The 12654-nt window shown below is 56.0% G+C and carries 9 protein-coding genes; 2 read left to right on the top strand and 7 right to left on the bottom strand.

The genetic code is table 11. The features are described 5' to 3' along the window. Positions 1 to 38: 38 nt before the first annotated feature. The 3 genes from AC0L8N_RS13270 to AC0L8N_RS13260 all read right to left on the bottom strand — a co-directional run bounded on the left by AC0L8N_RS13270 (position 39) and on the right by AC0L8N_RS13260 (position 3628). On the bottom strand, positions 39 to 536 hold the full coding sequence (locus AC0L8N_RS13270) for a methylated-DNA--[protein]-cysteine S-methyltransferase (protein ID WP_473668158.1): 498 nt from the start codon (positions 534 to 536) through the stop codon (positions 39 to 41). After that, entirely contained in the window at positions 537 to 1988 is a 1452-nt protein-coding gene (locus AC0L8N_RS13265; RefSeq protein WP_473668157.1) for an AlkA N-terminal domain-containing protein, read from the bottom strand. It lies immediately after the preceding gene. A gap of 182 nt (positions 1989 to 2170) precedes the next feature. Beyond that, positions 2171 to 3628: an NAD-dependent succinate-semialdehyde dehydrogenase gene (locus tag AC0L8N_RS13260; RefSeq protein ID WP_473670157.1), complete on the bottom strand. Its 1458-nt coding sequence runs from the start codon at positions 3626 to 3628 to the stop codon at positions 2171 to 2173. Positions 3629 to 4167: 539 nt separating this feature from the next. Here AC0L8N_RS13260 and AC0L8N_RS13255 point away from each other — a divergent pair. Next, the gene (locus AC0L8N_RS13255; RefSeq protein ID WP_473668156.1) at positions 4168 to 4938 is read left to right on the top strand and encodes a hypothetical protein; all 771 of its coding nucleotides are present in this window, start codon (positions 4168 to 4170) and stop codon (positions 4936 to 4938) included. 110 nt (positions 4939 to 5048) lie between these two features. Here the strand turns inward: AC0L8N_RS13255 and AC0L8N_RS13250 are convergent, their stop codons facing one another. The 4 genes from AC0L8N_RS13250 to AC0L8N_RS13235 all read right to left on the bottom strand — a co-directional run bounded on the left by AC0L8N_RS13250 (position 5049) and on the right by AC0L8N_RS13235 (position 11551). After that, positions 5049 to 8048, bottom strand: coding sequence for a TonB-dependent receptor (locus tag AC0L8N_RS13250; RefSeq protein WP_473668155.1), 3000 nt, complete (start codon positions 8046 to 8048; stop codon positions 5049 to 5051). A gap of 470 nt (positions 8049 to 8518) precedes the next feature. Next, positions 8519 to 9859, bottom strand: coding sequence for a tetratricopeptide repeat protein (locus AC0L8N_RS13245; RefSeq protein WP_473668154.1), 1341 nt, complete (start codon positions 9857 to 9859; stop codon positions 8519 to 8521). Positions 9860 to 10275: 416 nt separating this feature from the next. Beyond that, positions 10276 to 11040: a glutathione peroxidase gene (locus AC0L8N_RS13240; RefSeq protein WP_473668153.1), complete on the bottom strand. Its 765-nt coding sequence runs from the start codon at positions 11038 to 11040 to the stop codon at positions 10276 to 10278. Positions 11041 to 11080: 40 nt separating this feature from the next. After that, the gene (locus AC0L8N_RS13235; protein WP_473668152.1) at positions 11081 to 11551 is read right to left on the bottom strand and encodes a Dps family protein; all 471 of its coding nucleotides are present in this window, start codon (positions 11549 to 11551) and stop codon (positions 11081 to 11083) included. Positions 11552 to 11648: 97 nt separating this feature from the next. On the opposite strand from AC0L8N_RS13235, the gene AC0L8N_RS13230 reads away from it, so the two are divergent. Next, positions 11649 to 12626, top strand: a complete 978-nt coding sequence (locus AC0L8N_RS13230) for a LysR substrate-binding domain-containing protein (RefSeq protein WP_473668151.1) — start codon at positions 11649 to 11651, stop codon at positions 12624 to 12626. Positions 12627 to 12654 lie beyond the last annotated feature (28 nt).

Genomic DNA, 12654 nt, shown 5'->3' with positions numbered 1-12654 from the left:
CCAGAATCTACATTTGTTGCTGTCAAGCAACACGACTTTCAGGTTGTGACCAGGGAAAACTGGCTGTGCTCCAGTTCAAGGCGCAGAAGCGCTTCTTTTGCCGGCAGGCCGCCACCGAAACCGGTGAGTTTGCCGTTGCTGCCTATGACGCGGTGACAGGGAATCACGATAGGAATGGGGTTGCGCCCGTTCGCTGCCCCGACTGCCCTAACGGCTTTGGGCCGTCCGACCCGGCGCGCAATGTCGGCATAGCTTGCTGTATCGCCGTAGGGGATCGCCTGCAACGCTGCGAGGACAGCAAGCTGAAAGTCAGTACCGGACGGTGCGAGTGCCAGATCGAAGGCTTTGCGGGTCCCGCTGAAATACTCCAGTAGCTGGGTACGAGCGTCAGAAAACGGCGATTCGCAAAAAATCCATTCCGGATCCGGGTCGCGGCGTTTCGGCCCTTCCGGAAAGCTAATGACGTGTAGTGCCTTAGCGTCTCCCGCGAGCAGTAAATCCCCAATCGGGGTTGTCAGGTAGCAGTAGTACATCATTCAGCCTCCACTGTTGCTCGAACCCCAAAGCAGCATTGCTGCGTACGCGCGCCAGGGCCGCCAGTGCTCCGCACGTGCCGACAATGCAGCAGGACTAACCCGCTCTCCCGGACACAGTGCCTTGACGAGCCCGAGGTCAGACGCCGGAAACGCGTCCGGATTCTTCAACGCTCGCATCATTACGTACTGCGCCGTCCAGTCGCCAATGCCCTTGATGGCGGTCAACTGCTGGTGAAAATTCTGCATGTCCTGCAGTGGGTCGAAGCTGACATCCTCAGTGAGGACCGCACGGGCAAGCCGGCGCAAGGTATCTGCCCTGTTTTGCACAATGCCAATGTTGTTGAACCGGGCACGAACCAGCTGAGCAGCATCCGGGAAAATATGCGTCAAACTGCCAACAGGCTCACGCAGAGGCGTACCGTAGCGACTCGCGACCCGACCAGACAACGTGGTCGCCGCTTTGACCGAAATTTGCTGGCCCAGTATTGCGCGCACGGCCAGTTCGAAGCCATCCCAGCAACCTGGAACCCGAACACCCGCCTGCGTACTGAGCAATGCCCGCAAGCGATCGTCGGTCGACAACGCGGCACGAATATCATCTATCGGCGCATCAAGGTCGAAGACATCGCGCACCTTTTGTACTACTTCGTAGATGCGCTCAGTAGGCACGTTCTGCATTTGTAACGATAGAAAACCGTCACTGGCATGTGCCTGCAATTCGATGATGCATTCAGCGTCACCCAGCCGCAGGCTGCGGCGATAAACCTCACCAGAAATCTCTTCCACGCCTGGGATGGCACGCATGCCATAGAACCGCAATACGTCAGTCCAGCTGTAGGGAGACCGGTACGGCACCCGAACATTGAGGCCTGCACGCTCTCTACGCGGTGATTTTCCGGTCCGTGATTGTCGCAGCTCACGAGGCGTCCGGTCGTAGGTCGAGCGGAAGGCGGCATTAAACCGACGCACACTGCCGTAGCCCGCTGCGATCGCAACATCACTCATGGGCAACGCAGTTTCGTCAATCAGCCGCTTCGCGAAATGCAGACGGCGTGTATGCGCGACCGCCTGCGGTGAAGCGCCAACATGCTGCGTAAAAAGTCGACGCAAGTGCCGGCTCGTTACGCCGAGTTTGGCCGCGAGTACCTCGACATTGCCGTCGTCCAGTGCCCCGCCATCAATCAACCGCAGACCGCGACTGACCGTTGTGGAGGTACCCGCCCATGCCGGGGTACCCGGCGAGCACTCGGGACGGCAACGCAAACACGGTCGAAAGCCGGCCTCGCCGGCTGCCGCCGCGCTGGGGTAGAACTGCACGTTCTCGCGTTTCGGCGCGACCGCCGGGCAGATAGGCCGGCAGTAAATTCCGGTCGTCAGCACGCCAACAAAAAAGCGGCCGTCGAAACGTGCATCGCGAGCGAGTCGGGCGCGTTCTAGAGTCTCACTGTGCATACGGCCACTCCTGAATCGTGGCGAGCAGTATACGTGGCGGCGAACACCGAATTAGCCGGAATCGGACCTCAACACCGGGCTGTGCGAGGCGGGCAGACACCGCGAGCGAACAACCCGGTCACACGCAACGCGAGTGACCGGGCGCAACAAGCCTGCTTCTAACGCTGCGGTGTTCGACTAAGTCAGCGGCTCACGCCACCCATGCACAGGTACTTCATTTCGAGGTAATCATCCAGGCCGTACTTCGAACCTTCACGACCCTGACCCGATTCTTTGATTCCGCCGAACGGCGCTGTCTCGTTGGAGATGATGCCCGTATTAATACCAACTATTCCGTACTCCAGGCCTTCACTAACTCGCCAGACCCGGCCGATATCCCGCGAGTAGAAATAGCAGGCAAGACCGAAGGGCGTGTCATTGGCCATCTGTATGGCCTCCTCTTCGGTCTTGAAGCGAAACAGTGGCGCAACCGGACCGAAAATTTCTTCCCGAAATACCCGCATGCTGTCATTCACGTTCAACAACACGGTCGGCTCAATGAAGCAGGAGCCGAGTGACGAACGTCCACCACCTACGGCCGCTGTCGCGCCGTTGCTGACCGCATCATCAATAAACGCCAGCACATCACTGGCGGCTTTCTCATTGATCAGCGGCCCGAGATCAACGCCGTCATCGGCACCGTTGCCAATCGTGAGCTTTCTGGCCGCGGCCACAAATTTCTCGGCGAACTCATCGTATATACCGTCCTGAACCATGATTCGATTCGCGCAAACGCAGGTTTGCCCGGCATTGCGGTACTTGCACGCGATGGCGCCAGCGACCGCCGTATCGATGTCAGCATCGTCAAATACGATAAACGGTGCATTCCCACCCAGCTCCATGGAGGTTCGCTTCATGGTTTTTGCACAGGCTTCAACGAGCATCTTGCCGACCGGCGTAGAACCAGTAAACGTCAGTTTGCGCACTGTTGAATTTGACGTTAGCTCTTCACCAATTTCCGAGGTCCGACCGCTAACAATGTTCACAACTCCAGGCGGTATTCCGGCACGCTCTGCCAGCTCGGCAAACGCATTCGCCGACAGCGGGGTTGCATTTGCCGGCTTGCAAACGACCGTACATCCAACGGCAAGAGCGGGGGCAATTTTGCGTGCCAACATCGCGTTCGGAAAATTCCATGGCGTGATACACGCCACCACACCAACCGGCTGGCGAATAACCACGAGCCGCTTGTCGTCGTCGGGTGCCGGCAAGGTATCGCCGTATACCCGCTTGGCTTCCTCCGCGAACCATTCGATATAACTTGCGCCGTAAACGATTTCTCCGCGCGATTCCGCCAGCGGCTTGCCTTGCTCGGCAGTCATGATTCGCGCGAGATCTTCCTGCGCTTCCATCATCAGGCTGAAGAAGCGACGCAGCAGTGCCGCACGCTCTTTCGCCGGCTTGCCACGCCACGCGGGCATCGCTGCTTCGGCCGCCTCAATCGCCCGCCGCGTTTCTGCCGTACCGCAGTTCGCAATCTCAGCAATAACGTCGCCAGTTGCCGGATTTTCAACCGGGTAAACACTGCCATTGTCTGCACTAACCCATTGCCCATTGATGTAGGCGCCGGTTCTGATCAGGTCTTTGTCGGTAATATCGATGCTGCTCACTGTAGTAATCCCATAGTTCGGTCGTTCGCGGAGTAGCGCGAAGCATAGCAAGCCCCCCGACCCGATTGGAGCTGTTCCGTACGTCAATCCGCCACCCCCCCGTGCCGGACACTTATTTGGCGGTCAGTTTTGACTCACGAATCCGCATCATGGCGTGTTGCCAGCCGCAAAGATCCTGAGGGGCATCGCCTGCGATCCCGTTGCAGACCGTGTGCCCGGCACGTACCGGACGACTATATTTCAGAGAGTTAGGCCACCCTCAGCGCAAAGCCTATTGACCCCATATTTGCCAAGGGCAATGCTAGGGTTGACTGGTCTGAACGGCCGACCGTCCACTTCGACACTGCGGAATCGCAGACTAGGCGACACGCCGGGCGCAAGACCAAGGACGAGGCTGACATGCAGACTTCCGGATCAAAGACGGTTTTTGCATGAACCTCAGCAATTCTCTCCGGTCAATTACGCAATAAGCCTTGTCAAAGTCCGAAACGCCAAAAAAATCTACTGATACCTGATTAGGAGAGGAAACCATGAACACTGCAGCACTCCGACATTGTGCGTTCGTGGGCCTTGTTCTCAGCGTCAGCGCCTGCGGCACACTGTACGAACTGGACGTGTCGGCGCACAAGAACAACGTGTCTACGCCAGGCAATACCTACATCATTCTATCCAATGATCAGGACTTCCCACTGGAATCCCCACAGTTTGATCAGTACGCAAACCAGCTGGAGCGAGCTATGGCCGAACACGGTTACCAGCGCATCGCCGAAGACCAGCTGAACGCGGCAACGTTTGCCGTCTACGTGTCCGCAGACATAAGCGACCCGAAAAAGTCCTACCATACCGTCAGCAGGGCAATGTACGAAACGCCTTACACACAAGGCGCATCGGCGGCGGCCCGCAACACAGGCTCCAGCAGCTCAGGAGGACAAGGCGCGCAAAGTGCGGGACAACCGACAGTCCTGGACCTTCCGCCGGTCGAGCAGCTAAGCGGCTACGAACAAAATGCGTTTGCAACCACGGTCTTTACCAAACACATGAGCCTGGTCGCGGTGGATTTGCAAAAATATTTGAGTGATATAAAACAACGTGGTCGCAGCAATGCCGTGCCGGAAGAGCTGTGGAGCGTTGATGTCGAAACAACCGGCAGCGTTGATGACCTTCTCGAGGCCGTGCCGGTAATGATTGCCGCCGCCGAGCCGTACCTCGGCGACAGCACTGAAGAACAGGTTCGGATATCCCTCAGCGAAGGCGACAAACGCGTCCGCCGCATCCGGGCAGCGCATTCAACCAACAACTAATCCGTCGCGAAACACGTCACGGAGCAACAGTCACTACGGTCATTAAATAAAAAAAACCGGCCTCCTTTCGGAGGCCGGCTCTGTACTAGCTTCGTTATACGACTATGCAATCAGAATCGAATTGCTGCACCAAATCGCAGGTAGCGCGGACGCTGGTAGCTGCTTGGCAACATGTATTGATCCGGATTGATCGCTGCAAACTCGTAAACTTCACGAGCGCTTTCTCCGTTCAGAGCATTGAAGATCTCTGCTCGCAGCTCAACCGTAGCGCGGTCCTGCCACTGGAAGGAATAGATCGCAGCAAAGTCGAGTTGCATGATCCAGTCCGTACGACCGGCAGTACCTCGCGGTACGAATCGCAGGTTTCCGTCGCCGTCTCTCAGGTAGAAGGTATCACCGTAGGCGGGTGTGCCATCCGGATGTTCTTCACCGAAAGCGTTGATCGGGCGACCTGACTGGACAGCCAGGTTCGCACCCAGTGTCAGGCGATCAGATGCCTGATAAGACGCCCAGAACTTCAGTTTGTGGCGACGATCATTGGGCAGATATCCAAATGCGCCGTCCATCAACTGCGGAATATCAAAGTCCTGGGTAATACCGGCATCGTCCTGACCGATATCAGACTTCACATAGCCTTCCGTGTTGCCTTCATTCTTGGACCAGGTGTAAGAACCCGCCATGGTCCAGTCACCGAACGAACCATTGGCCGTAAACTCGTACGCTTCGTAGGTTCGTTTCGCTTCCGGATAGCCCAGTGCATCGGCAGGAATGGTCACCTGGACCAACTCAGTGCCACTCGTGTCATCACCCGGTATCAGGTACTGCTCGCACATGGTCGTCAGATCATTACCCGGATTCGTCAACACGTAGTGGCAATCGTTACCGGAGCCGATCGGGCCGTCCCAGCCGATTTCTTCGAGACCGAAGTCTACGAGGATGTCGTCAATGGTGGATGACAGTTCACGACGTACGTAGCGCGCTCCGACTGTCCAGTTATCACCCAAATTTCGCTCGTAGCCGAGGATCCATTCGTCCTGGAACATCGGTTCAAGGTTTTGGTCGATGATGGCACTGGTATCCGGCACTGAACCGTCCGATACCAGCAGTCGCGTTCCGATTTGCTGCGTTGTCGGCACACCTTCGGAATCGATTGAGGTCGGCGCTGCAGTAGTCGCATCGCGGCCGCCGTCGTACACGTAGTACTCCTGATAATCGAGCTCAGCACCCGATAAACGTACGTTGGTATTAGCCGCAATCGGCAAGTGGTAACGTCCCCAGTTCAAGGTTACTTGCTGGTCATCAGAACCGCCCGGTGACCAAGAAAAGGCGATACGCGGAGCCCACTGATCGTCGATCTTAATGAACGGCGCGCCTTCCGCATTGTTGTTCTCGAAGGTTTCATTACGGATACCCAGGCTCAACGTAAACTCGTCGTTGATTTGCCATTTATCCTCGATGTACCACGCCTGCGAGATGGTATCGAAGCTGCCACCGTTCTCGATGTAGCGCAGCCGAACGGTATCAACATCCGAACCATCGCCGTTGATGTCGGTCATGGTTGCACCGTTTGACAACTGCTGCCCCACTGCGTAGGTCTCATAGCGGTAGTAAATGCCGCCGAGTTGGCTCGGGTTAAAACTGAAACCCGGATAGATCGTTGCGTCAACCGATGCATTGTCTTCCCGGTCGAATCCCGCGCGGATGGTGTGGTCTCCGACATAGTATTCGATGTCAAATCGCAGTGCTTCACGCTTGTCACCACCCGTCTGAACCGTGGAAGCGATCCAGCAGCCCGGTAGCGAGTTCGTTGAACCGGTGCTGACATCAACAACCAGCGGACAGTTTATGTCGGTCGTCGACTGGTCGGTCAGGCTGTACTCGTTCTCGCCGTACATTGCGGAAACGGTCAATGAATCACCGAAATTGCCATCGTAGCGAATGATGCTGTTGTCGCCACCACGGAACTCGCTCGATTCACCAATCTCGGCGCCGCGCTGAGACTGCGCGATATTGTAGTCAAACTGCTTAGTCTTAATCACTCGTTCATCGGAGAACGCCGTGTAACTAAGCGTATGGTCGTCAGTGATGTTCCACGTCAGGTTGCCGCCGAAAAAGTCGTCGTCAACTTTCTGCACGTTTAATGTATCTGCGCTGCCCAACGAGTTGAACTCAGATTCGGTATCGCGCGGCTCATAAAGTGCATAGAAGAACAAGCGATCACGCCAGATCGGACCACTGACGTAAAAGTCTGTTGTCATACTGCTCTGACGGTTCTCGCCGTTATAGTCGTAGAACGAACCGTCCGGACGAATTGAGTTTGGACTTTCGCCCTGGAATAGCTCAGGTTCAAAGTAGGTCACAACGCCGTACTCGAATTCGTTCGAACCTCGCTTCGTAACAGCATTGATAACGCCGCCCGTCGAACGACCGAATTCAGCGCCGTAACCGCCTGTCTTCACTTGGAACTGGTCGTAGAACTCGAACGGAACCGAGCTGCCGCCCAATCCATTGCGAAAGTTCGTTACATTCAATCCGTCGATGTAGTAGACGTTTTCAGCAACTGACGCGCCACCGAATGAAACCAGCGTTTTATCGTCGCCGAACGCAGTGTCACCGGCAATTGTTCCCGGCGCCAAGAGCGCAACTGCTTCGATGTTTCGTGCTACCGGCAACATTGCCAGCTCTTCGATCGAGATGTTGAGGCCGGTTTCGCCGGTGGTGGTCTGCAGAAACTCTGCCGCTGAACCGTAAGTGATGATCTCCTCAATTGCGGAATCAGTAAGCGGAATGGTGAGATCAACCGACGTACCAAGATTGACCATGACGCTCTCTATGGTCACCTCGGCAAAACCTGAGGCTGTGGATTCCAGCCTGTACTCACCTGGCGGAAGTTGCAGCCTGAAATTGCCGTTGCTGTTGGTCGTAACGGATCGTGTCTGGCCCGTGCGTACACTGGACAGCGTGATCGTCGCTCCGGACACAGGCGTACCGTTGCTGTCTACTGTTTGGCCATCGAGCGTACCGGTCGCACCCTGTGCGAACACCGTCGTCATGGAACCAAACATCAACAAAACGGCAGAGACGAAAGTTAACGCTAGTCTCTTACACATTTCATAAATCCCCTATGCATATCTTGTCTAAGGCATTGTCGCCGACGTTCGGGGCAGGCACTCGACGTGACGTTGCATCTTCGCTACGTCCGCCGAATGTCTTGACCCGGCTGCCGTACGGTGTAGTCATTGCGGCGCAAGCTCTGAAATGGCCTGTTTCCCGCTGACTGTCGCGTTAGAGTAACAATCTCAATTGGCGCCGCAACAGTTGTGGCATTTACCCCACAATAAATGTCGCGGTGCGGCACTCGCTGGCCGCTCGACATACATCCCATTTCAAAACTAAATAACTGAATTTCATAAGAAACAATCGGCATTTGCCACTGCTAAATGTGTTTCTTCTTTGTGGAACGCTCCCAGAAAAGGGTGCTTCGCTAGCCGAAAAAGCCCTGACATTTGCGCAAAATTCTGGCATGCGCTGCACTGATGTTGCATGTTCGCAACACTCAATACCGACCGCAATGCAGCTATTATTGAGTGGCTTTTTCTGACGGAACGCTGAATCCGAATTCCAAGGTCAGCCCCACCGTATCGACAGTGAAGCCCCGGCTCATACGCGGACGGTAAACGTAGCCGGCCAAGCCTTCTTTGATTCGAGCTTCAATACGAGGGTGTCGGTCAGGGTTGATTTCCAGCAAAGCGATTTTCGACAAGCGGCCGCGTCTATCAACGGAAAAACTGACCTTGATGCGGCCGTCCGGCAACCAGCCGCCATCGAGCATGCGACCTGGCTCAAGTAGCACAAGACCATCAACGTTAATTGGCGGCTGCCAGATCAGCGTAGTGGACTCCAGATCGGCCGCGCGCCGAGACAGTCCGGCAGGATCGGCTGTCAGCAGCTTCCATGTCTGGCTATATTCTTGTCTTGCCTCGCTGAAATTTCCAGCAACGGAATAGAAATCGCCCAGTGCGAGACTCGCGCGGTATTTCTGCTGCCAATGCAACCCATCATCCGAACAGGCAACTTCGACTGCCTTGCGCAAAGACAATTCTGCATCTGCCAGCAACTTCCTGTCAGGCAGTTCGTCCTGACTGGATGCGTCAACGTATGCCTGCAGATACTCGCTAAGAAAACTTTCTCCTGTTCTGACATAGGGCTCCACCCACGCAGGCTCCCCGGCAGCGCCTGTCTCAATAGCACGAGCATAGGCAGCACGCTCCATAGCTGGCTTGTCAATAAGCCGGTACAAACCACCTTGACGCACCCACAACTCGCGCGCAGCGATCGACGGGGTCGCGACGTGCCGTTCAATCAACATGCCGAGGCGGGTAGCCATAGCCTCCGACTTATTCGTGTCGCCCAGCACCGCGTATGCCTGTCCGAGTTGCTCAATCGCATCGACTTGAGCAATGTGATGGGGACCATCGTTGACCTGCCTGACGTGCACTGCGCGAGCGAAATAATCCAGCGCGAGATCTGGCCGACCGTCACTCAAGAGTGTTTCACCGAGCCCTAATAACGGACGCTCGAGGGCGATATTCATTCGGTCCGTGCGCGCCTCAATCGCGCTGACCGCCGTTTCGTAGTTAAGTTGTGCAGCAGAATAATTGCCCGCAAAACGCTGGGCTGACGCGAGATCGCTGTACAGTGTTGCCGTTGTCATTGCGTCCCAGATACCGGCATCCAGAACACGGGCAAGTTGCGTCTTCGCAATGACCGTCGCTTCATCATAGGACTGCTGAGCGATAGCGCCGTCATACGCAATTCGATAAGAATCGTCATCCACTGACTGAGCACTGCCGCGCGTTGCCACAATCAATACGGCGCTCAATAGAACGTAGCAATTGACCTTCGTAAGTGAACGACTCATGTATTGTCCAATGTCGATCGCATAGCGTCGCGATCTGCGATTTAGCTATTGACCCGCCACGGCGAGCAAGTTCCACGTTGATTCACGCGATCAATACATCCGATCTGAACTGAATTCTGGCTATATCCATTCTGCGCACAGCTGTCGGATTCTGGCAATCTGGTAGGCAGGCACCAAGGTGTCGTTCAGACTGCGTCTGCTAAATTCGCCTGAAGGTATGCCTTCTGCCCGCCGCCAGTGTGAGAACCGGTTGCCACGCCGACTGACGGGATTCCGCGCAACGCCGGGTTCGGCCAATACCTCAAGCTCGGTGCGTCGACTCTGTTTCTGAAACGCATTGCTTAAAAAAAAGGCCCGGCAATGCCGGGCCAAAACTGTTGCGGGCCGGGGAGCGGCCCAACAGAGGAGGGAGATATTCAGGCTGCTGTGCGCTGCTCGTCTGCGACGGCGTTGTTGGCGAGCCAGTTCTCGAGATCGTCAGCACCGCCGACTTTCTCTCCATTGATAAACACCTGCGGCAGACTCGTCGCATCCGCAACGGCGCGCAAGCCACGATCGGTGTACTGATCGTTGAGTTCCAGCGTCTCGAACGCAATTCCTGCGTCGCGCAACAGGCCTTTAGCGCGTGCGCAATGCGGGCATCCTTTCCGCGAGAATACAGCCACGTCCAATGGCTTCGCTGCATTCGGCGCAAGATACTCGAGCATCGTGTCGGCATCAGAAACACCGTACGGATCGCCAGGCTTCTCCGGCTCGATAAACATTTTCTCGACGACGCCGTCTTTAACCAGCATCGAATAGCGCCATGAACGCTTGCCGAACCCCAGGTCTTCTTTCCCGACCAGCATGCCCATGCCATCGGTAAATTCACCGTTGCCATCCGGCAGGAACACTACGTTCTCCGCGTTCTGCGCGTCTTTCCATTCGTTCATTACAAACGCATCGTTAACCGAGATGCAGGCGACCGTGTCAACGCCAAGCTGCCGGAAACGGTCCGTAAGCTGATCAAAACGCGGCACGTGCGACGATGAACAGGTCGGCGTGAACGCACCTGGCAGCGAAAAGACCACAACGGTCTTGCCGGCGAATACGTCGTCAGTGCTGACGTTTACCCAGTCATGATCCACACGGGTGCGAAACTGTGTCTGCGGTACTCGTTGCCCTTCGCGATTTTCTAACATGATGTATCTCTCCATTTTCGAAAATTGATTACGTAAGAATTCAGTCTTCCAGCATGCTGCGCAGCATCCATGCCGTTTTCTCGTGTACCTGCATCCGCTGCGTCAGCAAATCCAGGGTCGGCTCGTCGCTTGCCTCGTCGGCAGCGGCGACAGCACCACGTGCGGTACGCACAACAGTCTCCTGACCAATCACCAGTTGCCGGATCATTTCATCGGCGCTTTCGCCACCTTTGGCCTCTTCCACTGTCGCCAGTTTCGAGAATTCCGCGTAGCTGCCAGGTGCTGGCAAGCCCAACGCGCGTATCCGCTCAGCAATTTGATCTACCGCCAGAGCCAGCTCGGTGTACTGCCCTTCTGTCATCAGGTGCAGCGTATTGAACTGCGGCCCGGTGACATTCCAGTGAAAATTGTGGGTCTTCAGGTACAGCGTGTATGTGTCCGCCAGCAATTTCGCCAGCTGGCCAGCTATCGCCTGCCGTGATTCTTCGCTAATACCTATGTTGACGCGCATTTCGTTTCTCCAGTGTTACGGGACAGGTACAGGGTAGTTGCACCAGACAGATAAATAAAATAGATTATTCGCTAGACTATAATCGGTTTTATCGATAATGAAATATCCCACGACCAAACAACTGCGCTACTTCGTTGCACTGGCTGAACATCAGCACTTTGGCCGCGCGGCGGACGCTTGCTTCGTTTCCCAATCGGCCTTTAGCAGCGCTATCCAGGAACTGGAAAACCTCCTTGAAGCACAGCTTGTTGACCGTACCAACAGGCAGGTGACCATCACCTCCACCGGACAGGACGTTGATGTACAAGCGCGACTGGTCCTCAGAGATATCGAAGCGCTGGTCGAGATTGCCGGGGAGCGGCGCGAGCCGTTGACCGGCGACCTGCGCCTTGGCGTGATCCCGACGATCGCGCCGTTTATGCTGCCGACCGTGATGCCGGCGCTGCGTAAAGCCTACCCGAAGCTTACGCTGTATCTGCACGAAGGCCAGACACAGGTCATTCACGAGAAGCTGTTGGATGGCGAACTGGATGTCCTCCTGCTCGCATTGCCTTACGAGTTGCGCAGCGTCGAGACACTGAACCTTTTTGAAGACCGGTTTTTTCTCGCCTACCGGGAGGGAACGGAACGAGTCGATCCGGAGCGCTATCGATATAGCCGGCTGCATGCTGACAGCATATTGCTGCTGGAAGATGGCCACTGTCTGCGCGACCACGCATTGGCCGCCTGTCGGATTCGTGATTCCGCGAAAATTCGCCGCTTCGCCGCTTCGAGCCTGCTGACGCTGGTCGAAATGGTCGATGCCGATCTCGGCATTACGTTTCTTCCCGAGATGGCGAAGGATTCAGTGATATTGCGGAACACGAAAGTGCGCATGCATGCCGTGGGCGAGAAAAGCAGCCGCACGATCGGACTGGCGTGCGCGCAAAGGAAGCGGGCGAACCGACGAATTCCGCATGCTCGGCGAGTTTCTGCGCAGTCACGGCCGGCGTTAGTACACCATTTTCAACCCTGCTTGTGCGCGTTGCACTGGCACCAAAGGAGTGAACTAGACACAATGCGCCGACATCATTGAGTCGCTGAAGCCACCTTCTCTCTGCAGG

This window comes from Woeseia sp. D3-10 (genome assembly GCF_055809415.1).
Note: the sequence above shows the minus strand (reverse complement) of the source record. Positions and strands in the feature narration are given on the sequence as shown.

What these genes read in the sequence shown, in the direction of transcription:
- AC0L8N_RS13270 (WP_473668158.1), bottom strand. Translation starts at nt 536, where the DNA reads ATGATGTACTACTGCTACCTGACAACCCCGATTGGGGATTTACTGCTC.
- AC0L8N_RS13265 (WP_473668157.1), bottom strand. Translation starts at nt 1,988, where the DNA reads ATGCACAGTGAGACTCTAGAACGCGCCCGACTCGCTCGCGATGCACGT.
- AC0L8N_RS13255 (WP_473668156.1), top strand. Translation starts at nt 4,168, where the DNA reads ATGAACACTGCAGCACTCCGACATTGTGCGTTCGTGGGCCTTGTTCTC.
- AC0L8N_RS13250 (WP_473668155.1), bottom strand. Translation starts at nt 8,048, where the DNA reads ATGTGTAAGAGACTAGCGTTAACTTTCGTCTCTGCCGTTTTGTTGATG.
- AC0L8N_RS13245 (WP_473668154.1), bottom strand. Translation starts at nt 9,859, where the DNA reads ATGAGTCGTTCACTTACGAAGGTCAATTGCTACGTTCTATTGAGCGCC.
- AC0L8N_RS13240 (WP_473668153.1), bottom strand. Translation starts at nt 11,040, where the DNA reads ATGTTAGAAAATCGCGAAGGGCAACGAGTACCGCAGACACAGTTTCGC.
- AC0L8N_RS13235 (WP_473668152.1), bottom strand. Translation starts at nt 11,551, where the DNA reads ATGCGCGTCAACATAGGTATTAGCGAAGAATCACGGCAGGCGATAGCT.
- AC0L8N_RS13230 (WP_473668151.1), top strand. Translation starts at nt 11,649, where the DNA reads ATGAAATATCCCACGACCAAACAACTGCGCTACTTCGTTGCACTGGCT.